The 21,236-nt window shown below is 69.2% G+C and carries 25 protein-coding genes; 14 read left to right on the top strand and 11 right to left on the bottom strand.

The features are described from left to right. Positions 1-2: 2 nt before the first annotated feature. The 3 genes from C4B30_RS22120 to C4B30_RS22110 all read right to left on the bottom strand — a co-directional run bounded on the left by C4B30_RS22120 (position 3) and on the right by C4B30_RS22110 (position 3,127). Positions 3-1,844, bottom strand: a complete 1,842-nt coding sequence (locus tag C4B30_RS22120) for an Hsp70 family protein (RefSeq protein WP_105132985.1) — start codon at positions 1,842-1,844, stop codon at positions 3-5. Further along, a complete protein-coding gene (locus tag C4B30_RS22115; protein ID WP_027782302.1) occupies positions 1,841-2,425 on the bottom strand; it encodes a DUF2760 domain-containing protein in 585 nt (194 codons plus the stop codon). The genes C4B30_RS22120 and C4B30_RS22115 overlap by 4 nt, the downstream gene beginning before the upstream one ends. A gap of 261 nt (positions 2,426-2,686) precedes the next feature. Next, positions 2,687-3,127, bottom strand: coding sequence for an RrF2 family transcriptional regulator (locus C4B30_RS22110; RefSeq protein ID WP_027782301.1), 441 nt, complete (start codon positions 3,125-3,127; stop codon positions 2,687-2,689). 139 nt (positions 3,128-3,266) lie between these two features. Here C4B30_RS22110 and C4B30_RS22105 point away from each other — a divergent pair, with 139 nt between their 5' ends. From C4B30_RS22105 to C4B30_RS22085, 5 genes are all read left to right on the top strand, one after another. Continuing rightward, positions 3,267-4,181, top strand: coding sequence for an NAD(P)/FAD-dependent oxidoreductase (locus C4B30_RS22105; RefSeq protein ID WP_105132984.1), 915 nt, complete (start codon positions 3,267-3,269; stop codon positions 4,179-4,181). Between the two features lie 124 nt (positions 4,182-4,305). Next, positions 4,306-5,265 carry a LysR substrate-binding domain-containing protein gene (locus tag C4B30_RS22100; RefSeq protein ID WP_105132983.1) on the top strand — a complete coding sequence of 320 codons (960 nt, stop codon included), beginning with the start codon at positions 4,306-4,308 and terminating at the stop codon, positions 5,263-5,265. 128 nt (positions 5,266-5,393) lie between these two features. After that, positions 5,394-6,524, top strand: a complete 1,131-nt coding sequence (locus C4B30_RS22095) for a DSD1 family PLP-dependent enzyme (protein WP_105132982.1) — start codon at positions 5,394-5,396, stop codon at positions 6,522-6,524. Positions 6,525-6,631: 107 nt separating this feature from the next. Beyond that, positions 6,632-7,603: an ornithine cyclodeaminase family protein gene (locus tag C4B30_RS22090; RefSeq protein WP_105132981.1), complete on the top strand. Its 972-nt coding sequence runs from the start codon at positions 6,632-6,634 to the stop codon at positions 7,601-7,603. A gap of 24 nt (positions 7,604-7,627) precedes the next feature. After that, the gene (locus C4B30_RS22085) at positions 7,628-8,350 is read left to right on the top strand and encodes an HAD family hydrolase (RefSeq protein WP_105132980.1); all 723 of its coding nucleotides are present in this window, start codon (positions 7,628-7,630) and stop codon (positions 8,348-8,350) included. A gap of 54 nt (positions 8,351-8,404) precedes the next feature. On the opposite strand, the gene C4B30_RS22080 is transcribed toward C4B30_RS22085, so the two are convergent. Both C4B30_RS22080 and C4B30_RS22075 read right to left on the bottom strand, forming a co-directional pair. Beyond that, positions 8,405-9,022 (bottom strand): glutathione S-transferase family protein, encoded by a 618-nt coding sequence (locus C4B30_RS22080; protein ID WP_027782295.1) that lies wholly within the window; start codon positions 9,020-9,022, stop codon positions 8,405-8,407. Positions 9,023-9,116: 94 nt separating this feature from the next. Beyond that, positions 9,117-9,485, bottom strand: coding sequence for a YciI family protein (locus C4B30_RS22075; RefSeq protein WP_027782294.1), 369 nt, complete (start codon positions 9,483-9,485; stop codon positions 9,117-9,119). Between the two features lie 81 nt (positions 9,486-9,566). Between C4B30_RS22075 and C4B30_RS22070 the strand changes: the two genes are divergently transcribed. The 4 genes from C4B30_RS22070 to C4B30_RS22055 all read left to right on the top strand — a co-directional run bounded on the left by C4B30_RS22070 (position 9,567) and on the right by C4B30_RS22055 (position 12,531). Further along, a complete protein-coding gene (locus tag C4B30_RS22070; RefSeq protein WP_105132979.1) occupies positions 9,567-10,034 on the top strand; it encodes a MarR family winged helix-turn-helix transcriptional regulator in 468 nt (155 codons plus the stop codon). Between the two features lie 146 nt (positions 10,035-10,180). Further along, entirely contained in the window at positions 10,181-10,942 is a 762-nt protein-coding gene (locus tag C4B30_RS22065; RefSeq protein WP_027782292.1) for an isocitrate lyase/PEP mutase family protein, read from the top strand. Positions 10,943-11,079: 137 nt separating this feature from the next. Next, positions 11,080-11,637: a carboxymuconolactone decarboxylase gene (locus tag C4B30_RS22060; protein ID WP_105132978.1), complete on the top strand. Its 558-nt coding sequence runs from the start codon at positions 11,080-11,082 to the stop codon at positions 11,635-11,637. Between the two features lie 48 nt (positions 11,638-11,685). Further along, the gene (locus C4B30_RS22055) at positions 11,686-12,531 is read left to right on the top strand and encodes a helix-turn-helix domain-containing protein (RefSeq protein WP_105132977.1); all 846 of its coding nucleotides are present in this window, start codon (positions 11,686-11,688) and stop codon (positions 12,529-12,531) included. Positions 12,532-12,537: 6 nt separating this feature from the next. Here the strand turns inward: C4B30_RS22055 and C4B30_RS22050 are convergent, their stop codons facing one another. Then, on the bottom strand, positions 12,538-13,437 hold the full coding sequence (locus tag C4B30_RS22050) for a LysR family transcriptional regulator (RefSeq protein ID WP_027782289.1): 900 nt from the start codon (positions 13,435-13,437) through the stop codon (positions 12,538-12,540). 101 nt (positions 13,438-13,538) lie between these two features. Here C4B30_RS22050 and C4B30_RS22045 point away from each other — a divergent pair, with 101 nt between their 5' ends. Further along, positions 13,539-14,417: an aldo/keto reductase family oxidoreductase gene (locus C4B30_RS22045; protein WP_089501244.1), complete on the top strand. Its 879-nt coding sequence runs from the start codon at positions 13,539-13,541 to the stop codon at positions 14,415-14,417. Positions 14,418-14,472: 55 nt separating this feature from the next. Here the strand turns inward: C4B30_RS22045 and C4B30_RS22040 are convergent, their stop codons facing one another. Then, complete coding sequence (locus C4B30_RS22040; protein ID WP_105132976.1) at positions 14,473-15,675, bottom strand: MFS transporter; 1,203 nt, start codon at positions 15,673-15,675, stop codon at positions 14,473-14,475. A 70-nt stretch (positions 15,676-15,745) separates the two neighbouring features. Between C4B30_RS22040 and C4B30_RS22035 the strand changes: the two genes are divergently transcribed. Beyond that, positions 15,746-16,795, top strand: a complete 1,050-nt coding sequence (locus C4B30_RS22035) for an AraC family transcriptional regulator (protein ID WP_105132975.1) — start codon at positions 15,746-15,748, stop codon at positions 16,793-16,795. Between the two features lie 49 nt (positions 16,796-16,844). On the opposite strand, the gene C4B30_RS35705 is transcribed toward C4B30_RS22035, so the two are convergent. Both C4B30_RS35705 and C4B30_RS22030 read right to left on the bottom strand, forming a co-directional pair. Further along, a complete protein-coding gene (locus C4B30_RS35705) occupies positions 16,845-17,009 on the bottom strand; it encodes a hypothetical protein (RefSeq protein ID WP_179235100.1) in 165 nt (54 codons plus the stop codon). A 69-nt stretch (positions 17,010-17,078) separates the two neighbouring features. Then, complete coding sequence (locus C4B30_RS22030) at positions 17,079-18,986, bottom strand: DUF3857 and transglutaminase domain-containing protein (protein ID WP_105132974.1); 1,908 nt, start codon at positions 18,984-18,986, stop codon at positions 17,079-17,081. Between the two features lie 374 nt (positions 18,987-19,360). On the opposite strand from C4B30_RS22030, the gene C4B30_RS22025 reads away from it, so the two are divergent. The 3 genes from C4B30_RS22025 (at position 19,361) to C4B30_RS35700 (ending at position 20,100) form a co-directional block, all read left to right on the top strand. Further along, complete coding sequence (locus tag C4B30_RS22025) at positions 19,361-19,546, top strand: hypothetical protein (RefSeq protein WP_027782284.1); 186 nt, start codon at positions 19,361-19,363, stop codon at positions 19,544-19,546. A 76-nt stretch (positions 19,547-19,622) separates the two neighbouring features. After that, the gene (locus C4B30_RS22020) at positions 19,623-19,898 is read left to right on the top strand and encodes a hypothetical protein (RefSeq protein ID WP_027782283.1); all 276 of its coding nucleotides are present in this window, start codon (positions 19,623-19,625) and stop codon (positions 19,896-19,898) included. A gap of 43 nt (positions 19,899-19,941) precedes the next feature. Continuing rightward, the gene (locus tag C4B30_RS35700) at positions 19,942-20,100 is read left to right on the top strand and encodes a hypothetical protein (protein WP_199779080.1); all 159 of its coding nucleotides are present in this window, start codon (positions 19,942-19,944) and stop codon (positions 20,098-20,100) included. 122 nt (positions 20,101-20,222) lie between these two features. Here the strand turns inward: C4B30_RS35700 and C4B30_RS22015 are convergent, their stop codons facing one another. Together C4B30_RS22015 and C4B30_RS35895 are read right to left on the bottom strand one after the other, a co-directional pair. Continuing rightward, entirely contained in the window at positions 20,223-20,543 is a 321-nt protein-coding gene (locus C4B30_RS22015; RefSeq protein ID WP_105133052.1) for a DUF1840 domain-containing protein, read from the bottom strand. 195 nt (positions 20,544-20,738) lie between these two features. Next, the coding region (locus C4B30_RS35895) for a hypothetical protein (RefSeq protein WP_234015452.1) at positions 20,739-21,236 on the bottom strand (498 nt) is incomplete at its 5' end.

Here is a 21,236-nt window from a genome sequence, read left to right as displayed (position 1 = left end):
GCTCAGGCGGCGCCGCGCACGTCGAACTCGACCTTCCAGCGCTCGTTCGTGCCGCTCGGGATCGCCTCGAGTTCGAGCGTGCCGGCTTCGGTCACGCGCGCATGCAGCTTCACCGGCACGACTTCGCCGACCGTACGCCCTTCGGCGGGCAGCGTCGCCTGGATTTCCTCCAGTTCCTGCAGCTCTTCCGGCGACCAGTAGTCGAGCAGCGTGCCGACCTGATCCTGACGGCGCACCGACGAACCGAAGAAGCGGAACTGCACCGGTTCGCCCACGACGAGGCCGAACTCCTGCGGCGGCAGCGCCGCGTCCGAACCTTCCTCCATTCCGAACGGCGCGACGCACAGCGCCTGCACCGGCGGCTCGAGCCCCGGCACCGCGGGCATCGCCGATTCGATCGCGACGTAGTACGCGCGCGCCGTGCCGCCGCGAATGCGCACGCCGCGGCCGCGCTTCACGTAGCCGTAATACGCCGCGCCGCGCGCGACCGCGAGATCGAGATCGGCGCCTTCGAGCAGGCGCGCGGGTGGCGCGCCTTCGGCGGCGAGCCAGTCGTTGAGCGTGTCGAGCACGCGCTGCGTGAGCAGCGTGGACTTGAACACGCCGCCGTTGAACAGCACGGCGGTCGGATGCAGGAACGTCGCGCCCTGCGGCAGCGTGCGCTGCACGCCTTCGAGCGTGTCGAGCGCCGCGACCTGACGACCGAGGAACGCCGCGAGATGGCGCGTGATGCCGGCGTCCTGCGCATACGGCAAGCCGAGCTGCGTCAGGCCGACGCGCGCGCGGCTCACCGGGCGAGCGGCGGCATCGACTTGCGGGAAGAAGCCTTCGAGGATCGTCTGCGTGAGTTCCGCGCGCGTCAGTTCGGTGCGGATCGAGCCGCCGATGAGCTTCGAGCCGCGGCTCGGCACGACGAGCGGCACCGCGTCGGTCGTCGGATCGGACAGCAGCGTTTCCTTCGCCGAGCGGCACGCGTAGGTCAGCGCGCGCAGTTGCCACGGATCGGCCTGCGTGCCCTGCTGCGCGAGCTTGCGTGCGACCACGTGCGCGAGCGCGAGGTCCATGTTGTCGCCGCCGAGCAGGATGTGCTCGCCGACGGCCACGCGATGCAGTTCGAGATTGCCGTCGCGCTCGACCACCGCGATCAGCGACAGGTCGGTCGTGCCGCCGCCGACGTCGACGCACAGGATCAGGTCGCCGACCTGCACCTGCTTGCGCCAGCCGCCTTCGCTCTTCTGGATCCAGCTGTACAGCGCGGCCTGCGGCTCTTCCAGCAGCGTCATCCGCGAGTAGCCGGCGGCACGCGCGGCTTCCGCCGTCAGTTCGCGCGCGGCCGGGTCGAACGATGCGGGGATCGTGACCGTCACGTCCTGATCGGCGAACGGCGCGTCGGGATGCGCGTGGTCCCACGCCTCGCGCAGGTGCGTCAGGTAGCGGATCGAGCTTTCCAGCGGCGACACGCGCGCCACTTCCGGCGGGGCATCGCTCGGCAGGATCGCCGCGCGACGATCGACGCCCGGGTGGCACAGCCAGCTCTTCGCGCTCGACACGAGGCGGATCGGCGTGCCGGCGCCGCGCGTGCGCGCCATCTCGCCGACCGCGAAATTGCGCGCGGCCGTCCACGGCAGCGTCAGGTCGCCCTGCGTCAGTTCGCTTTCATGCGGCAGATAGAGGAACGACGGCAGCAGGTCGCGCGATTCCAGCGCGCCGGGCGCGGTGAGCTGCGCGATCGGCAGCACCTGCTGCACGATCTTTTCGCCATCGCTCGTGCTGCTGTCGACGTACGACAGCGCGCAATGGGTCGTCCCGAGGTCGATACCGATCGAATAGCGCGGATCGCTCACAGTTCCACCTCCGCCGGTGCGATCACCGATGCGTCGTGGCTGCCCGTCAGCTTCGGCAGGCGCACGTCGGACACGCGCCAGCCGCGATGGCTGACGGTGCCGGTGAACGGCGCGGAGCCGACCACGTTACCCGTCACGCGCACGGCCGTCGCGTCGAAGCCGGCCGGCAGCGTCACGCGGCTGCCTTCGGCTTCGTCGCGCACCGGCACGATCGTGAAGTGTTCGCGCAGCGCGGCGCGGCAGCCGTCGTGCACGAGGCGCGCGGCCGCGCCGATGTCGGCGTCCGCGTAGCCGGCGATGTCTTCCTCGACGAAATCGATGAAGCGTGCATCGCGTTGCAGCAGGCCGAGCAGTTGCAGTGCGGCCTGCGGGCTCGCTTCGCGCAGCTCGGGGGCCGGCGCCTTCACCGGCGCGGGTGCGACCGGCGCGGCAGCCGGCGCCGGGGTCGGCGCGACCGGAGCCGGGGCGCCGTCGCGCACGCGCAGCACGTCGGCGGCGAACTCGCGGTTGCCGAGCACGGAGAAGAACGTGCCGACGGCCAGCGACAGCCGGCCGAAGAAGGACAGGTTGGATTCGGGCATGGGGTCTGGACTCCTGTGGGCTCGCGGCACGGCGAGCGATCTCGCCTGGGCGCCCGGCGAGCAGCGTGCGGAATACGCACTGCCGCCGCCCGGCGCGTGATTCGAACGCGCCCTCGCGGGTGCGGAAAACCCGTATTTTGCCCTGTGACGGGCGAACCGGTCAGAAGTTGGGGGACGGAACACGGCGGCGCGGTGGTTTCGGCCGCGCCGGATCATGCCGGATCGCACGTCAGGCGTGATCGATCGCGATGCTGCGCCGCGTCAGCGCGTGTAACCCCGCAGAGCAGCCTTCGCTTCGAAATCGCGCGACAGCATGCCGAGCGTGACTTCGCCGAAGCGCGCCAGCAACGACGCTTCGGCATCCTTAAGCGTCGCCGAGAGATGCGCGTTGACTGCCTGCTCGACCAGGCATTCGGGCTCGTCCTCAGGCACGAGATCGGAAAACAGCGGCGGCTCGCCCACCGCGCGATAAACATCGAGCAGCGTGATGTCGTCCAGCGCGACGCTCAGCACCCAGCCGCCACCGTGCCCTTTCTCCGACTGCACGTAGCCGCAGTCGCGCAACCCGCCGAGCAGGCGCCGCACGACCACCGGATTCGTGCACAGCATCGTCGCGATCGTCTCCGACGTCAGCGGGCCGTCGGCCTGGTCCATGTGGATCAGCGCATGCAGCATGCGCGACAAACGGCTGTCGGTTCTCACAAGCGGGACTCCCCTTTCTCGAAACTTCTGAAGTTGCATGAATGATACCATCGCCCTATCATGCAACTTCTCGTGTTTCATGAGTTGGCCGCCCGCGGAGCACGGGGTCATTCACGCAGGTTCAGAAAGGAGTTGATGCATGCATTCCCATCATGAAGTGATCGTGATCGGCGGCAGCTTTGCCGGGTTGTCGGCCGCGATGCAACTGGCGCGGGCACGCCGCCGCGTGCTCGTGATCGACGCCGGTCGGCCGCGCAACCGCTTTGCCGAACACGCGCACGGCTTCTTCGGGCAGGACGGCAAGCCGCCCGCGCAGATCGTCGCCGAGGCGAGCGCGCAGCTCGCCGCGTATCCGACCGTGCAGCGTATCGACGGCGAGGCTCGCACCGCCGAACGCGACGCGGACGGGCGCTTGCACGTGACGCTGGCCGACGGCAGCCGCGCGAGCGCCGACCGGCTGATCCTCGCGACCGGCATCCGCGACGAATTGCCGGCGCTGCCGGGGCTCGCCGAACGCTGGGGCATCACCGTGCTGCACTGCCCGTACTGCCACGGGTACGAGGTCAGCGGCCGGCGGCTCGGCGTGCTCGCCACGCATCCGCTGTCGGTCCATCAGGCGATCCTGATTCCGGACTGGGGCCCGACGACGTGGTTCACGCAGGGCGTGGTCGACGCGAACGAGGAAGAAGCCGCGTTGCTCGCTGCACGCGGCGTGTGCATCGAGCGCGCGCCGGTCGTGGAGATCCTCGGCGATGCGCCGCGTATCGACGCGCTGCGGCTCGCCGACGGGCAGGTCGTGCCGATCGACGCGTTGTTCATCGGCGCGCGCACCGACATGGCGAGCGACCTCGCGCAGCAGCTCGGCTGCGCGTTCGACGAAGGGCCGCTCGGCACCGCGATTCGCGTCGATACGTGGAAGCAGACCAGCGTCGCTGGCGTGTATGCGGCCGGCGACGCGTCGAGCCTGATGACCAATGCGACGTTTGCATCGGCATCGGGCGTGGCGGCCGGCGTGGGCGCACATCGATCGCTGATTTTCGGGCTGGACGCGTAGGCGGGCGGGCAGTCGGGCGTCGCGATCGATTCGGAACACTCGATGTAGCGGGCGACGTTCCGGCGATCCTCGTCGCCGCCGCCCGGCGCCACGCCGATGGCTTCGCCGCGCGATGTGCGGTTTAATGTTCGACATCATCCGCATTAAGAGCCATGAAATGCTCGACCTCGACGACCTCCGACTCGTCCGCGCGATCGGCACGTCGCGATCCCTTGCCGCCGCCGCCCGGCTGCTCGACCTCACGCCGCCCGCGGTCACGATTCGCCTGCAGCGAATGGAGGCACGCCTGGACGCAAGGCTCGCCGTGCGACAGCCGAAAGGCATCGCGCTGACCGACGAAGGGCAGCGGCTGTACCAGGAAGCCGTCGGCATTCTCGAGCGCGTGGAGGCGCTGCCGGTCAGCATCGCGGGCGACCACGGCGACGTGCAGGGCACGCTGCGCGTCGTCGCCCCGCTCGGCTTCGGCCGCAAGTACGTCGCGCGGATCGTGCGCGACCTGCAGCGCGCGCATCCGAAACTCGACATCTCGCTCCACCTGTCGGAAAGCCCGTTGACCAGCGCATCGGGCGCCGACGTGGTCGTCCATGTCGGTAGCCTCAAGTCGTCGTCGTGGATCGGCTATCCGCTCGCGCCCAACGAGCGCTTCCTGTGTGCGAGCCCCGCTTACGCGCGCCGCATCAAGGACCTGAACCATCCGTCCGACCTGACGCGCTACGATTGCCTGTGCCTGCGCGAGAACGACGAAGACATCCCGCGCTGGCGCTTCTCGCCCGGTAGCGGCGTCAAGGGCGAATCGCGACGGTCTGCCGTCATCCGCGTCACCGGCGCGCTGTCGTCCAACGACGGCACCGTCATCACCGAATGGGCGCTGGCCGGGCTCGGCATCGTCGAACGCTCCGAGTGGGACGTCGCGCCGCTGCTCGCGAACGGCAAGCTCGTGCGGTTGCTGCCCGGCTGGAGCCTGCCGCCCGCGCCGGTGACGGCGCTGTTGCCGTCGCGCACCGGCCGCTCCGCGCGGCAGCGGGTGTTTCTCGACGCCGCGCGGCAGTTTCTCGATCCGCCGCCGTGGCGCGGCAAAGCGTGAGCCGGGGCGCAATGCGCGAGATTTTGCACGTTAAATTGGACTTAATGGCAAATTAGTCCTGCATTAAACATGATGCGGGGCAACCGCCCTACAGTGTCCACCTCGGCAACCTCGCAACAGGATCCACCGTGGACCTTCACACCCTCAATACCCCGGCCGCATTGATCGACGTCGGCCGCATGCGTCGCAACATCGCGCGCATGCAGACGCATCTGGACGCACTCGGCGTCCGGTTCCGGCCGCACGTCAAGACCACCAAATGCCGGCACGTCGTCGACGCGCAGATCGCGGCGGGCGCGCAGGGCATCACGGTGTCGACGCTCAAGGAAGCCGAGCAGTTCTTCGCGGACGGCATCCGCGACATCGTCTACGCGGTCGGCATGGTGCCCGCCAGGCTCGGCCAGGCGCTGGCGCTGCGTCGGCAAGGCTGCGACCTGAAGATCGTCGCCGACAGCCTGCCGGCGGCGCACGCAATCGCCGCCTTCGGGCGCGAGCACGGCGAACGTTTCGACGTGTGGATCGAGATCGACGTCGACGGCCACCGCTCGGGCGTCCCGCCCGAGTCCGACCTGCTGATCGACGTCGGCCGCGCACTGACCGACGGCGGCATGCTGCTCGGCGGCGTGCTGGCTCACGCGGGCTCCAGCTACGAATACGACACGCACGAAGCGCTGGTCGCGATCGCCGAACAGGAGCGCAGCCGCACCGTGCGGGCCGCGGAGCGCCTGAGGGCAGCCGGGTTGCCGTGCCCGGTCGTGAGTATCGGGTCGACGCCCACCGCGCTGGCGGCGGAACGGCTCGACGGCGTGACCGAAGTGCGCGCCGGCGTGTACGTGATGTTCGACCTCGTGATGCACAACATCGGCGTGTGCGAACTGTCCGACATCGCGCTGACGGTGCTGACCACCGTCATCGGTCACCAGGAAGAGAAAGGCTGGGCGATCGTCGACGCGGGCTGGATGGCGATGAGCCGCGACCGCGGCACGCAGCGCCAGGCGCGCGATTTCGGCTACGGCCAGATCTGCACCGAAGCCGGCGAAGTGCTCGGCGACTACGTGATGAGCGCCGCCAACCAGGAACACGGGATCGTGTCGCGCTCGGGCGCGCCGGATACGGGTATCGCGCAGCGGTTTCCGATCGGCACGCGCCTGCGCATCCTGCCGAATCACGCGTGCGCCACCGGCGCGCAACATCCCGAATATCAGGCCGTTGGCGACGACGGCGACACGCAGACGTGGCCGCGCTTCTACGGCTGGTGAGCGAAGCCGACGTCCATGCCGTGTCATCCGTGAATTGACAATTCATCCAATTCTGGACAAACTTTAAATATTCTCGATTCGTCTCGTGCCCAACAGGCACCCCGACCATGCCGACCGACGCCCGCCTCCTTCTCCTCGACCGCGATGCCGTCGAGCCCGCCCTGCAGGCCGCGCAAGTGATGGCGGCCGTTCGCGAAGCCTTCGTGCTGCACAGTGAAAGGGCCGGACGCGTATTCCCGGTGGTGCGCGAGAAGTTGCATACCGGCGGCGTGTTCGGCATCAAGTCGGGCGACGTCGCCGGTCAGGATCTGCTCGGCTTCAAGGCCGCCGGGTTCTGGCCGGGCAACCGGGCACGCGGCGGCGAGCCGCATCAGGCCACCGTCGCACTGTTCGACCCGGCGACGGGCAGGCCGCTGTGCATCATGGACGGCAACGCGATCACCACCGCGCGGACCGGCGCCGCGGGCGGCCTCGGGCTGCAACTGCTCGCGCGCCGCGACAGCACGCGGATATGCGTGTTCGGCACGGGCGTGCAGGCGCGCGTGCAGCTCGACTACGCGCTCAGCCTGCTGCCGCGGCGGTGCACGGTGCAGTACGTGAACGTCGACGGCGAGCCGGACCCGGCGTTCGAATCGCGCTTCGTCGAACGGTGCGAGATCGGCGCGGCGCGCGACCGGAACGATGCGGTCGCCCATAGCGACGTGGTGATCACGGCCACGCCCGGCGGCGGCGCGTTGTTCGACGCGGATGCGGTTCAGCCGGGCACCCACCTGACCTGCGTGGGCGCCGATACCGCGGGCAAGCGCGAACTTCCGGCGGGCGTGCTGGAACGCGCGCGCATCGTCGTGGACGATCACGACCAGGCGCGCAGCATCGGCGAGTGCCAGTGGGCGCCCGATTTGCCGCGTACGGAAATCGGTGACATCCTCGCGGGTGCGACATCGGTCGACCGTGCTGCGCACGAAATCACCGTCTTCGACATGACCGGGCTCGCGCTTCAGGACCTGACCGTCGCGCGCTTCCTGTATCGGCACGCCCTCGACAACGGCACCGGAACCTCCGTTCCGTGGCCCTGGTAAAACGACTTTCCGCTTTCGACCGCCATGCGTCTCGCCAATGTCTCCGCCCTCTCGTTCGACCTCGACGACACCCTGTGGCCGTTCGGGCCGTCCGTCGTCCGGGCCGAGGCGGCGCTTCGCGCATGGCTGATCGAGCACGCGCCCAATACCGCGAGCGTGCTGTCGACGCAACAGGCACTCGGTGCGCTACGTGAGGAATACGAACGTTCCTGCCCGGATCTCGCCGGCGACTATCGCGCGATGAGAATCGGGTCGATCCGGCTCGCGCTGGAACGCGCGAACGAAGACGTCTCGCTGACCGACCGTGCTTACGACGTCTTCTATGCGGCGCGCAACCGCGTCGAATTCTACGAAGACGCGCTGCCGGCGCTGGCGTGGTTGAGCGCCCGCTTTCCGTTGATCGCGGTCACCAACGGCAACGCGGATCTCCGGCTGACCGGCGGCGGCGAATTCTTCCGCACGACGCTCAGCGCGCGTGCATTCGGCTTCGCAAAGCCGGAACCCGAGATCTTCCATGCGGCGGCGGACGCACTCGACGTACGTCCGGCCGAATTGCTGCATGTCGGCGACGACTTCCACCTCGATATCGTCGGCGCGTTGAATGCGGGGCTTCAGGCCGCGTGGGTCGTGCGCGAGCCGCGGGCGGAAGGAGAACAGGCTTCGCCGCATCCGGCGACGCCGCATCTTACGTTGCGCGACCTGGCGATGCTGTGCCGTGCGCTCGGCGGACCCGATATGGTGTCCTGATCATGGGCGAACGAGGCGGGTCATGCCGATGCGGCGCATGACCCACCACCCGTTTCACGCCGCCTTCCTCGTCTCCGCGATCCGCTGCGGCGCCTTCGGCCGCGCATACAGCCGTTCGAGATACGCGCGCAATTGCGGGAACGGTTCGATCAAGTGGCATTCGCTCGCCCAGTCGATCAGGTAGGCCGTCACGCAATCGGCCACCGTCAGCGCATCGCCGACGATGAACTCGCGCCCTTCGAGATGCTTGTCGAGAATCACGGCCATCGTGGCGAAATCCTCGCGCGCCAGTTCGATATCGGCCGGGGAGCGCTTCTCCGGCGGATAGAGGAACGTATGCCGCGTGATCCGCCACAGCGGCTGCTCGAGCTCCGTCACCGCGAACATGACCCACCGATAGGCCTCCGCCCGCAGCGCCGGATCGACGGGCAGCAGCGCCTTCTCCGGGTACTTGTCCGCGAGATACAGCACGATCGCGGCGGATTCGGGAATCACGAGGTCGCCGTCCACCAGCACGGGCACCTTGCCGGCCGGATTGAGGCGCAGGAATTCGGGCCGCTTGTGCTCGCCCTCGAGCAGGTTGACCGACACGAATTCGAAATCCGCATCCAGTTCCTTCAGCCCCCACAGCGCCCGTTGCGAGCGGGTGCCGGCAAATCCGTAAAGCTTCATCGCCAATCTCCATCCAGAATGTCGGAAAGATGTCTGCGGCCGGGCCGCCGCGCGTCGGACGAAGCGACGTGCCGTGCCCGGCATCGCGCGTCGCTCATGCGCCGGGAATCGCCAGCACCGGCATCACGTCGATCGACACGCCCGGGAACAGCGTGAAATGCGGGTGACCTTCGAACAGCGCGGCGGCCGCGTCGTGCGACGCCGCCCGCACGACGGTAAAGCCGCTCAGTGCATTGGCCGTGTCGTGGATGCCGCCTGCGTCGATGGTCTTGGTCTTGCCGAGCGGCCCGCCCAGCTCGACGATCGCGTCGCGATGGCGCTCGACCCACGCATGCCAGGCGGCAATGCCGTCGCGCTCGCGCGTGCGCCGCTCTTCCTCCGCCAGCGCGAGCCAGGCCTTCATCGCGGGGCTATCCTTGGTCCCGAGAAATACGGCGAGATACAACTGTTGTTGCGCACTCATGCCTTCTCCTCCGATGACGGACACGGCGGGTTGCCGCGCCTCGACCTTGACAAGATAGGTTGATATCAACACAATTGCAACATGGCACGAAAAGAAAAGCTTCCCTTCGAAACGACGCTGATGGTGCGCGATTGCTGCCTGTGCCTGCACATGCAGCGCGCGGCGCGCAATCTGGCGCGCATCTTCGACGATGTGCTGCGCCCGCTGGATCTCACCAACGGCCAGTTTTCGCTGCTGATGTCGTTGAACCGGCCGCAACCGGCCCCGATGAAATCGGTCGCGTCGCTGCTCGCGATGGACCGCACCACGCTCACCGCGGCGCTCAAGCCGCTCGAGCGGCGCGGCCTCGTCACGATCGCGCAGGATCCGGAGGACCGGCGCAGCCGCCTGCTCGAGCTGACCCCGGCCGGACACGACCTGCTGGCCGAAGCGTTCCCGCTGTGGCGGCACGCGCATGCCGAGATCGAGCGGCCGTTCGCGGCGGACGAAGTCGATCAGTTGCGCGGCCAGTTGCGCACGCTGTCGATCGATCCGGGTTCGCGCGACTGAGCCGGCGCACGGATCGCGCCGCGGCGGTCGCGCGCACTTCCTGCCACGCGCTGTCAGCAGACATGGCCGGGCCCCGTCGCACCGCCCGATTCGGTGGCAATATCGCTCGGCACGACAACCGATCCGGTATCCACAAGGAGACGAACATGGGCAACAACGAGAAAGGCGCGACTTTCCGGTCGCTTCACCGTGCGGGCCAGCCGCTGGCGCTGTTCAACGTGTGGGACGCCGGCAGTGCGCGCGCGGTGGCCGACGCCGGCGCCGTCGCGCTGGCGACCGGCAGCTGGTCGGTCGCGGCTGCCAACGGTTTCGCCGACGGCGAGCAGATGCCGCGCGCACTGATGATGGAGGTGCTGGAGCGGATCGTGCGCGCGACGGACTTGCCCGTCACCGTCGATCTCGAAAGCGGCTACGGCGAGCGGCCGGAGGATGTCGCCGAGACGATCGCGATGAGCATCCGGGCCGGCGCGATCGGCTGCAATCTCGAAGACAGCGTTCCGTCGACGGGCGAACTGCGCGACGTCGACGCCGCGTCGGCCCGTCTCGCGGCGGCCCGGCAGGCGGCCGATCGCGCGGGCGCCGACTACTTCATCAACGCGCGCACCGACGTGTTTTTCCTCGCGGCAGCCGATACGCACGACGAACGCTTGCTCGATGCGACGCTGGCACGCGCCCGCGCTTATGCGGCGGCCGGCGCCGATGGCTTGTTCGTGCCGGGCCTGCGCTCGCCGGCGCTCATTCGCGCACTGACGGCCGCGTCGCCGCTGCCGGTGAACGTGATGCGCGTCGCGGAAACGCCGACGCTCGCCGATCTCGCGGAATACGGCGTGGCGCGCATCAGCCACGGGCCGTATCCGTACCTGCAGGCGATGAAGACGCTGGCGGCGCTGGTCAAGCAGGGCGTCTGACGGATTCACGGGGCGGCGGGCGTCCGCCGCCGCCCCGTCAAACGATTACATCGCATGTAATTGGCGCGCGACGCGCCCGCTTCTACGCTTCGGGTGTCGCGCCGCCCTTCCGGCAGCGCCCATCGCCCGGAGACATCATGTCCGCCTATCCGCTTCACACGATCGATTCCGCGCCGGCCGAATCGAAGCCCGTCCTCCAGCAACTCCGGCAAGCCTTCGGCGCGGTTCCGAACATCGCGGCGGCAATGGCCGCGTCGCCGGTGCTGATCAACGGCTTCATCGGCCTGTTCGAGCGCGTGCATGCGAGCAGTCTCACCGAGCCGCAGATCCAGACACTCCTGCTCACCAACGCAGTCACGAACGCGAGCGAGTGGCCGGTCGCTTTCCATACGGCGCTCGCGCTGAAACAAGGCGTGCCCACGGCCGACGTCGATGCGATCCGGCGCGGCGAGTTGCCCGCCGACGCGACCCTGGCCGCGCTGTCGGCCGCCGCGCGCGCGCTGATCGACACCCGCGGCCGCCTCGCCGATACCGACCGCCGATCGTTCTTCGATGCCGGCTTTACCGCCGAGCAGTTGCTGGAAGTCATCGCCGTGGTGGCCGCGTCGACGATCACGAACTACGTCGGCAGCGTCGCTCAGCCGGCGCTCGAAGCGCCGTTCGACGCTTTCGCGTGGCATGCACACGCCGCGTGAGTTCGATATAGTCGTTCGCGTCGATCACGGAACGACCAGGGAACGCCGATGAACACCCGCCGCCGCGCCTCGAACCCACCGCCGCACGAACTGGGCCGGTTGCTGCGCGACTGGCGCGACGTGCGCGGCGTGAGCCAGCTCGACCTGTCGCTCGACGCGGGTATCTCGCAGCGCCAGATCAGCTTCATCGAAAGCGGGCGCAGCGTGCCGGGCCGCGACACGCTGCTGACGCTCGCGCAGTCGCTCGACGTGCCGCTGCGCGAGCGCAACGCGCTGCTGCTCGCGGCCGGCTATGCGCCGATGTATTCGGAAGCGCCGTGGGATGCGCAGGAGATGCACGGCGTGATCCGCGCGCTCGAACGGGTCGTGCGCCAGCACGAGCCGTTTCCGGCGATCGTGATGGATCGTCACTGGAACGTGCTGATGACCAACGATGCGGCGCCGCGCTTTTTCGGGTGCTTCATCGACATGCCGGCGCGCGACGGGCCGCGCAACCTGCTGCGTCTGATGTTCGATCTGCACGGCATGCGGCCGTTCGTGGCCGACTGGAGCACCGTGTCGCGCAGCCTGCTGCAACGCGTGCACCGCGAATCGGTGGGCCGCGTGATCGACGACGGCACGCGGCGCCTGCTCGACGACCTGCTCGCCTGCCCCGATACGCCGCGCGACTGGAACACGCCGCCGGCGCCGGCCGCCGCGCCCTCGCTGCCGGTCGTCCCGATCGGCTTCATCCACGAAGGCGTCGTGCTGCGTTACTTCTCGCTGGTCACGACGATCGGCACGCCGCAAGGCGCGGCCGCGCAGGAATTACGCATGGAATGCATGTTTCCCGTCGACGATGCGACCGACGCGCGCCACCGGCAGTTGCTCGACGCGCACGCGCCGGTGCGCTGACGGTGCTCAGGATTCCTTGACGAAATCGATGAACGCGCGCAGCGCCGGCGGCACGAGACGCCGCCCGGGATAGTACAAAAACGGGCCCGAGAACGGCCGCCACCACGGTTCGAGTACAGGTTCGAGCGCGCCGCTGTCGAAATGCGGGCGCAGCCAGTCTTCGAACAGATACACGATGCCCGTACCGGCGATCGCCGCATCGACCATCAGCTCCGTCGCCCCGCCGATCTGCACCAGCAGCGGGCCGGCGGCCGGCTCGACCCGCACGACCTCGCCGTCGTGCTCGAACTCCCACGGCGGCATCGCGCCGCTGGCGAAGCGCCCGCGCAGGCACCGATGGTCGAGCAGGTCGCGCGGATGCCGCGGCCGGCCGTGCCGGTCGAGATAGCCGGGCGCCGCCGCGGTCGCGAATCGCTGGATGCGCGGGCCGATCGGCACCGCGATCATGTCCTGTTCGAGCCGTTCGTCGTAGCGGATACCCGCGTCGCATCCGACCGCCAGCACGTCGACGAAATTTTCGTCGGCGATCACTTCCAGCCGGATATCCGGATACGCGTCGAGAAAGCGCGGCACGATCGCAGGCAGCACGAGCCGCGATGCGCTGACCGGCACGTTGAGCTTCAGCGTGCCGGCCGGTCGGTCCCGAAATTCGTCGATACCGTCGAGCGCCGCCGCCACCTCGGTCAGTGCGGGCCCGAGGCGCGCGAGCAGGCGCTCGCCGGCTTCGGTGGGCACGACGCTGCGCGTCGTGCGGTGCAGCAGCCGCACGCCGAGCCGCGCTTCCAGCCGGCGCACGGCCTCGCTCAGCCCCGACGCGCTGAGGCCCGTCATGCGTGCGGCGTCGCGGAATCCGCTGGCGCGTGCCACGGCCATGAACGCGTTCAGATCGCCCAGATCGGTTTGCATTGTTCGCCTTTTCGTACAACCCGTGCGAATTATGCCCGCTTATCGCGCAGACGACTCATCCCTATGCTGAACGCATTCATCCCATCGACAGGAGCACGGTCATGCCCGACATTCCCTACCCCGCCACCTTCAGGCTCGGAGATCGCCACGTCAAACGGATCGGCTACGGCGCGATGCAGCTTGCGGGCCCCGGCGTATTCGGCCCGCCGAAGGATCGCGACGCGGCATTGAACGTCTTGCGCGAAGCCGTCGAACTCGGCGTCGACCATCTCGACACCAGCGACTTCTACGGCCCGCACGTCACGAACCGGCTGATTCGCGACGCGTTGCATCCGTATCGCGACGATCTCGTGATCGTCACCAAGATCGGCGCGCGACGCGGCGACGATGCGTCGTGGCTGCCCGCATTGACGCCCGGCGAGCTCGAACAGGCCGTACACGACAACCTGCGCAACCTCGGGCTCGATGTGCTCGACATCGTCAACCTGCGCATCATGTTCGACGCGCACGGGCCGGCCGAAGGATCGATCGAAGCGCCGCTGGCCGCGCTCGCCGAGCTGCAGCGGCGCGGACTCGTACGGCACATCGGCCTGAGCAACGTCACGCCCGCGCAGGTCGCACAGGGCCGGCGGATCTGCGACATCGTCTGCGTGCAGAACCACTACAACATCGCGCATCGCGGCGACGATGCCCTGATCGACACGCTTGCCCGCGACGGCATCGCCTACGTGCCGTACTTTCCGCTCGGCGGCTTCTCGCCGCTGCAGTCGTCGACGCTGTCCGGCGTCGCCGCCCGTACCGGCGCGACGCCGATGCAGGTCGCGCTGGCATGGCTGCTGCGCCGCGCGCCGAATCTCCTGCTGATTCCCGGCACGTCGTCGGTCGCGCATCTGCGCGAGAATCTCGCGGCAGCCGACGTCGATCTGCCGGCCGACGCGCTCGCGGAACTCGACCGCATCGCGGGCACCGACGCCGCCTGACGCGCGGACGATCGCCCGGCCCCGGCAGCCCGTGCAGCGCGGGCCGCCGGGCGGGTCAGGTCGCGACCACGCCAACCCGCTTCGGCACGCCGGTCACGATCGTCGCGACCGCCACCGCCAGCACGATCGCCGCGCCGACGAACACGCCTGCTGCGCCGTTCGCGTCGAATACGACGCCGCCGACGGCCGCGCCCGTCGCGATCGCGAGTTGAATCGCCGCGACGATCAGCCCGCCCGCGCTCTCGGCCTCGTCGGGCACGGTGCGCGTGACCCACGTCGACCAGGCGACCGGCACGCCGCCGAACGCCATTCCCCACAACGCGACGAGCACCGCGTCGATCATCGGCGCGCGGCCGAGCACGACGAGCGCGATGCCGAGCACGACCATCAGCGCGGGCATGGCGATCAGCATCGGCCGCAGCCGGTGTTCGAGCACGCGGCCCGCGAGCGACGTGCCGACGAAGTTCGCGATGCCGTAGCCGAGCAGGATCGCCGACAGCCCGTTCACGCCGACGCCCGCCACCTGTTCGAGGAACGGCCGCAGATACGTGAAGAACGCGAAATGCCCGGTGAACACGAGGATCGTCGCGAACATCCCGAGGCCGACGGTCGGCCGGCGCAGCACGTCGATCAGCGTGCGCAGCCGCGTCGTGCCGCTCGGCGGCATCGACGGCAGCGTGATCATCTGCGACACGAACGCGATGCCGCCGAGCACGGCCGCGATCAGGAACACGTTGCGCCAGCCGATCAGGTGGCCGAAGTAGCTGCCCATCGGCGCGGACGCGATGGTCGCGACCGCCACGCCGCTGAAGATGATCGACAGCGCGCGCGGCACCATCGCCGTCGGCACGAGCCGCATCGCGGTGGCCGTCGCCATCGTCCAGAACCCGCCGAGCGCGATACCGAGCACGACGCGGCCGAACAGCAGCACGCCCAAGTTCGGCGCGAACGCCACGGCGAGGTTCGATGCGACGAGCAGCACCGAGAACACGAGCAGCACGCGCCGCCGGTCGATCGTGCGCGTGAGCGCCGAGATCAGCAGGCTCGTGACGAGCGCGACCGTGGCGGTGGCCGTGACGGCCTGTCCGGCCACGCCTTCGGTCACACCGAGGCTGTCGGCCATCGGCGTCAGCAGGCTCGCCGGCAGGAATTCGGCCGTGACGAGCCCGAACACGCCGAGCGCCATCGCGAATACCGCGCCCCAGGCCGGTTCGCGGGTGGCCGCCGTCGAGGCGGCCGAGGAGATTCCGGGATTCATGCGTGGTTCCGTGTCGGTTAGGGAAAATACTGATAAGGGCGTATCGTAAGGAACAGCGACAGGACGGTCTATGACATACAATCCGTTCTTGTTGATCGAACGTCCGTATCTCGATATGTCCGAGTCCCTTTTGCCCCCGATTCCAGACGTGCACGACCTCGTCAGCGAGCTGCTGCTGGGGATGCGCCTGAGCGGCGTCCAGTACCGCCGCATCCAGGTCGCGCGGCCGTTCGGACTGAACTTCGGCCATGCGCCGGGCCGCGCGCAGTTCCATTTCGTCGTGCGCGGGCCGGTGCTGCTGCGCGACGCGTCGGGCGACACGATGCGGCTCGAGGGCGGCGACGCGATCCTGTTGCCGCACGGCGGCATGCACGCGCTGGTGTCCGATCCGGATGTGCCGTGCCGCGAGATCAACGGCTTCGAGGTCGCGAAGATCTGCGATACGGTCGCGTCGGTGGCGTCGGCCGGCGTCTCGCCCGCGACCTGCGCGACCACGGAACCCGGCGCCGGCGACGCGCTGATCTTCAGCGCGTGCATGGAACTCGACCTCGGCGGCATGCAGCCGCTGGTCGGCACGATGCCCGAGTTCATGCACGTGGGCACGCTGCTCGCGCGCTACCCGGAAATCCGCCCGATGCTCGATGCGATGGAGCGCGAAGCGTGCACCGCGCGCGCGGGTTTCGCGGGCATCCTCGCGCGGCTCGCGGACGTGGTCGCAGCGTTCATCGTGCGCGGCTGGGTCGAGTGCGGATGCGGGGACGCGACGGGCTGGGTGCAGGCGCTGCGCGAGCCGAAGCTCGGCCGCGCGATCGTCGCGCTGCATCGCGACCCGGGCCGCAACTGGAGCGTCGCGGAACTCGCGACCGAAGCGGGCGTGTCGCGCTCGGTGTTCGCCGAGCGCTTCCTCGCGGCCACCGGGATGACGCCCGTGCGTTACCTGACCGAGCTGCGGATGCGGCTCGCCGCGCAGTGGATCGCGCGCGACCGCGAGACGATCGAAGCCGTCGCATACCGGCTCGGCTACGGTTCGCTCGCCGCATTCAGCCGTGCGTTCAAGCGCGTGGTCGGCAAGCCGCCGGGCGCCGTGCGCGCGGACGGCGACGTGCCCGCCGAAGCGTAACGCCCGACGCGCGGCCCCGACGCCTGTGGCGGTGGCGGCCCGCCGGGCGTCACTTCAGCGCGTCGAGCCGGTCGACCAGCGCCGTCGCGCACTGCACGGCGAGCGTCGCGCACTGCTGCGCATCGACTGCCGCGCCGGTCGCGACCGTCCCCTGCACGATCCGCCCCAGCAATTCCTTCGCGAGTTCGGCGATTTCGCGGTCCCGCTCCGTCATGATGTCCCTCCTGCGCGTCGGCGATTGCGGTCATTCGCCTGTCCGGAGCGAACGCCGTGCCCGCGCCGCTCAACGTTGCTTCGCCCGCACGACGATCTGCACCTGCGTGTCGCGTTCGATGCGCTCCAGCGACGCGCGCAGCGCGGCGAACTCGTCCGGCGTGCACACCTGCCGGCCGAAATCCGCCTTCATCCGCCGCGTGACCTGCACGACCCGCGCGGCCGCATCGAACACGTAATGCGACGTGAAGTCGACGAAACGGTCGTGCACGGCCGCATCGGCCGGCAGATCGGTCACGGCGACGCCCGCCGGCAACGCGATCTGGCCGGTCTCGTCGAACGTGCCGCCGAGGCAGCCCCACGGCTGCGTGCGCACGGGCTCGGCCAGCCAGGTCTCGACCTGCGTCGCGATGCCGCCCGTCAGACTCGACAGCGCGGGCAACGCGGTCGTGCCGTCCGGCCACACGAAATGATCGAGCGTGCCGGTAACGGTCACGTCGAACGGGCCCTCGGACACGCGCCGGTCGCTGGTCGACAGGTGCGCGCGGCCGCGCAGGCCGCTTTGCCGCAGGCGCTCGTTCGCGAGTTGCGCGATGCGGTCGCGCGACGCGCGGCGAAACAGGTTGCGTTCGAGTTCGGCCGTCCAGCCTTCGTCCTCGACGTAAGCCTGAAAACGCGCGGCGCCGGGCTGCGCGGCATCGATCGCAAGGCGCGCGGTGCGGGCGCGCGGCTGCGTGGCCGGCGTGCGCGACAGCACGCCCGTATCGACCAGCAGCGCGGGCCGATCCATCACGATCGGCGGCAGGTAGCCGAACGCGATGCCGGCCGTCGTCGTATCCGCGTAGCGCCCGAGATCGGGCAGCCACGTGATCGCATGATTGATCGCGCCGCCGCCGTAGCCGGGCACCGATGGCAGCGTGTACACGGCGCCGAGATTGATCAACACCGGTTCGCTGCGAATGCCGACCGCCGCCAGCAACGCGCCGAACAGCGCGACATGATCCTTGCAGTCGCCGTAGCGGTTGCGCAGGATGTCGGTCACGCGATGCGGCGCGGCGGCCGTTTCGCCGAGAAACAACCCGACGTAGCGCACGTTCGCCTGCACCCAGTCATACAGCAGGCGCGCCTTGTCGCGCGGATCGGCGGCCTCCGCCGTGAGCGCACGCGCCAGTTGCACGACGGCCGGATCGTTCGCGCTCGGGTCGACGGCTGCGTCGCGGTAGCGCACGGCGAACGCCGCGTAGTCGGGCAGCGTCGACACGACGAGCCGGTCGCCGTAGGTCGGGTAGCCGACCGCGCCGCTCTCGATGCGATCGTACGCGCCGTGCCGGTAGTCGAATTCGTAGCGCGTGCGGCCGTTCGCCGTGACCGGCGGCAGCGCGACGTAGCCGCGTGCGTCCGCATACAGCGGCATGTCGGCCGGCACGTCGAAGATCAGCCGCTGGCGGTCGACCGGCTCGCGCGACGGCTCGACGTAGTAGCCGAAGTAGCCGCGATTGACCGGCTTCGTGCGGGTCTTGCGGAACGCGACGCGCGTGCTCGACCCGGCTTCGACGCCGGGAAACACGACGGTGCGCAGCAGCCCGTCCTGGAACGTCGGCGCGCCGGCCGAGCGCGGCTCCTGCACGTCGCGGATGCCGTCCGCGCCGACCGGATGCGCGACGCCGTCGCGGTCGATCGTCTCGGCCGCGAGCAACTCCACCTTCTCGAGATTCTTGTCGAACCACACGTAGCGCTGCGCGACCGCGTCGATACCGTTCGCGTCGTTCGCGCGCAGCGTCGAATCGTCGTGCTCGTCGAGCGAACCGTCGTGCTGGATCACGAATTCGTGGACGTCGCTGACGAGCGTGACGGGCGCCGTCTCGCCCGCGTCGTGCGAATCGCCCGTGTCGCGCGTATCGGCCACGGCCGTACCCGCGCCGAGCGCCACGGCGCACGCGAACAGGCAGCCGGTCCATCGGGAAGGAAAACGCACCACGTCGAAACTCTCCGCGCGTTCGTTACCGGGCGTTGGCGCCACGCGCCGGAGCGACAGCCCGACCCGCATGACGCACGCATGACGGCCGCCCGCGCCACCCGCGGGCGTGTGCCGTCGTGCGGCCCAGTGTGGGTGACGTGCCGGCGAGCGTCAAGCCGCCGGGCGCAAGGCCGGCGCGCGACCCGGCAAGCCGTGACGGCCGGCCTCGCGGGCGCCGCGGGATGGCATGTCGCGGTGCGTAGCCTTATCCGGGGCGATCATTTTTTATATCATGTTGTGATATATAATTCAGTCAGGCACATCGGGCGTGCGACGTCGGCGGCACGAGCAAGACACCGCCGCACACGACACGCCGACATGGGGAAGGAGACATCATGCTGATCAACAACGATTTCGAAATCGGTTACCTCGTGATTGCATTCGCGCTGCTGGGCGTGATCCTGTTCGGCGCGTTGCTGACGGCGCTGCATCTCGAACGGTGGCATCCGAAACTGATCGGCGCCGCGCTCGGCGCGCTGCTCGGCATCGCGTTGATCGAAGCGATGCCGATGCTGACGTGACCGCGACGCGGCAGCCGTTCGTCCGGTCGGCCGCCGCGCGGGGCCGGAACGTCCCACGCCCGCCACGGAGACGCTCATGGCATCGCCGCTCCGTCTGACCTATCGCCAGTGCGAGATCCGCGCGGTCGCGTTCGTCGATCCGGTGGCCGGCGAAGGGCTCGAACTCGGCGCGCTGTACCAGCCGCTCGCCGTCGTGTGCTGGCGCGATGCGCGCGGCCGCCACGAAACGCACCTGCTCGACCCGAAGCATCACGTGTTCCGCGACGACGCGGACGCGCTCAGGGTGTCGATCGCACTGGCCAAGCGCTTCATCGACACGAAGCTCGCCAGCACCTGCCTGCCCGCCGGCTGACGGCCGGTCGCGCATCCCGCGTCCCCATTCCGCCGGAGGCGACATGGAAAACGGTATCGTCCAGACCCTCGTGCTGCTCGCGATTCTCGTGTTCGCGGTGCTGTTCTTCGCGACCCGGCGCGGCCGCGACCGCACGCGCGACAGGCTGCTGCACCGCTCGGCGCGGCGCTCACAGCGCTCGCATACGCATCGTCATCCGTAACCGCGCAGGCAATTCCGGCGCGCAAAAAAATCGGCCGACGGCACGCGCGTCGGTCGAGACGCGAAGCCATCGGCCTTTCAGCGGAGGTTCGGTTCCGCGGGCGGCACGCGCGCGCTGCGCGCCTACACACCCCACATCACGTGCCGGCCCTGTTCATGAGCCGCACGCATCATGTCCAGCAGCGGCCACGCGCGCTGCGCGAGCCCGTTCGCATGCGGCGACGCACCATCGCGCAACCCCAGCGTCGAATACTCGTGAGCCCGTTCGCGCGCCGCATCGTCCTTGACCGCCTGTTCGAGCCGCGCGATCGCGCCCGGCAATTCGTCGGTGGAAATCACACCGCGTATGTCGAGCCCCTTGCCGACCAGCCCGAGCAGGTACTGCGCCAGATCGCGCAACATCACGATATCGGGGGCGGCGGAGGACCGAAACGTTATCAGCATCGTCATTTTCCCTTGTCGTCGCCGCGAACCCGTACGGCGCATCGCGCCGCCGGTCGCGGCGAGGCCCGTCGGCCATCCCGCCGCGCGTGAGCGCCGCCCGGTTCTTCTGAACCGGACGTTCGCCCGGCACGAGGCGCGCGTGGCGCGGCCGGGTTCGTTGGCGGCGTCGAGGCAGGATGGCGCGAAGGCCTGCTTTTATTTTATATCACAATGTGATGTATTCAAGCGTGCAGCTCGTGAATGACTGCAATCGGGCAGCACCTCTGCCACGACGCGGCATTCGCCGGGCAACGCATCTCGCGTCGATGCGTTACTTGCAGTCGCCGACTCGCTTGCCGCATCTCTCCCGGCAAGGATTTGCCGTTCGATTGATCGCGGCAATGCGTCGCGCGTCTTAGCAAAACTTGTCCGGCCGTCCGGATCGCCGGATGCGACCCGGCCGCCTACCTCGATGCCGTTGCGGCGACGGTGCGCGACGTAACCGTCGAGCGCTTCTGTAACTGCATGCCGCGTGGGCGGATCAAGCACGTCGGCCGCCAACCGCCCCGCTTTCCGGCATGCAGCCGCGGCCCACGCCCGGTAGCCCGGCAGCGCTTTCGGCATGTAAGCGAACGGCGCCGGCAACCCTGCGCCGGATCGGCTGCCGGCCGGCGCCGGCGGCGGCACGTCGAGCCTGCGTCGCGAAGCGATGCT

Origin of the sequence: Burkholderia sp. BE12, assembly GCF_002959955.1 — a bacterium.
GTDB lineage: Bacteria > Pseudomonadota > Gammaproteobacteria > Burkholderiales > Burkholderiaceae > Burkholderia.
Note: the sequence above shows the minus strand (reverse complement) of the source record. Positions and strands in the feature narration are given on the sequence as shown.

What these genes read in the sequence shown, in the direction of transcription:
- C4B30_RS22100 (WP_105132983.1), top strand. Translation starts at nt 4,306, where the DNA reads ATGTTCGACATCATCCGCATTAAGAGCCATGAAATGCTCGACCTCGAC.
- C4B30_RS22060 (WP_105132978.1), top strand. Translation starts at nt 11,080, where the DNA reads ATGTCCGCCTATCCGCTTCACACGATCGATTCCGCGCCGGCCGAATCG.
- C4B30_RS22035 (WP_105132975.1), top strand. Translation starts at nt 15,746, where the DNA reads ATGACATACAATCCGTTCTTGTTGATCGAACGTCCGTATCTCGATATG.
- C4B30_RS22105 (WP_105132984.1), top strand. Translation starts at nt 3,267, where the DNA reads ATGCATTCCCATCATGAAGTGATCGTGATCGGCGGCAGCTTTGCCGGG.
- C4B30_RS22075 (WP_027782294.1), bottom strand. Translation starts at nt 9,485, where the DNA reads ATGAGTGCGCAACAACAGTTGTATCTCGCCGTATTTCTCGGGACCAAG.
- C4B30_RS22045 (WP_089501244.1), top strand. Translation starts at nt 13,539, where the DNA reads ATGCCCGACATTCCCTACCCCGCCACCTTCAGGCTCGGAGATCGCCAC.
- C4B30_RS22025 (WP_027782284.1), top strand. Translation starts at nt 19,361, where the DNA reads ATGCTGATCAACAACGATTTCGAAATCGGTTACCTCGTGATTGCATTC.
- C4B30_RS22015 (WP_105133052.1), bottom strand. Translation starts at nt 20,543, where the DNA reads ATGCTGATAACGTTTCGGTCCTCCGCCGCCCCCGATATCGTGATGTTG.
- C4B30_RS22090 (WP_105132981.1), top strand. Translation starts at nt 6,632, where the DNA reads ATGCCGACCGACGCCCGCCTCCTTCTCCTCGACCGCGATGCCGTCGAG.
- C4B30_RS22065 (WP_027782292.1), top strand. Translation starts at nt 10,181, where the DNA reads ATGGGCAACAACGAGAAAGGCGCGACTTTCCGGTCGCTTCACCGTGCG.
- C4B30_RS22055 (WP_105132977.1), top strand. Translation starts at nt 11,686, where the DNA reads ATGAACACCCGCCGCCGCGCCTCGAACCCACCGCCGCACGAACTGGGC.
- C4B30_RS35705 (WP_179235100.1), bottom strand. Translation starts at nt 17,009, where the DNA reads ATGACGGAGCGGGACCGCGAAATCGCCGAACTCGCGAAGGAATTGCTG.
- C4B30_RS22115 (WP_027782302.1), bottom strand. Translation starts at nt 2,425, where the DNA reads ATGCCCGAATCCAACCTGTCCTTCTTCGGCCGGCTGTCGCTGGCCGTC.
- C4B30_RS35700 (WP_199779080.1), top strand. Translation starts at nt 19,942, where the DNA reads ATGGAAAACGGTATCGTCCAGACCCTCGTGCTGCTCGCGATTCTCGTG.
- C4B30_RS22050 (WP_027782289.1), bottom strand. Translation starts at nt 13,437, where the DNA reads ATGCAAACCGATCTGGGCGATCTGAACGCGTTCATGGCCGTGGCACGC.
- C4B30_RS22085 (WP_105132980.1), top strand. Translation starts at nt 7,628, where the DNA reads ATGCGTCTCGCCAATGTCTCCGCCCTCTCGTTCGACCTCGACGACACC.
- C4B30_RS22020 (WP_027782283.1), top strand. Translation starts at nt 19,623, where the DNA reads ATGGCATCGCCGCTCCGTCTGACCTATCGCCAGTGCGAGATCCGCGCG.
- C4B30_RS22070 (WP_105132979.1), top strand. Translation starts at nt 9,567, where the DNA reads ATGGCACGAAAAGAAAAGCTTCCCTTCGAAACGACGCTGATGGTGCGC.
- C4B30_RS22080 (WP_027782295.1), bottom strand. Translation starts at nt 9,022, where the DNA reads ATGAAGCTTTACGGATTTGCCGGCACCCGCTCGCAACGGGCGCTGTGG.
- C4B30_RS22040 (WP_105132976.1), bottom strand. Translation starts at nt 15,675, where the DNA reads ATGAATCCCGGAATCTCCTCGGCCGCCTCGACGGCGGCCACCCGCGAA.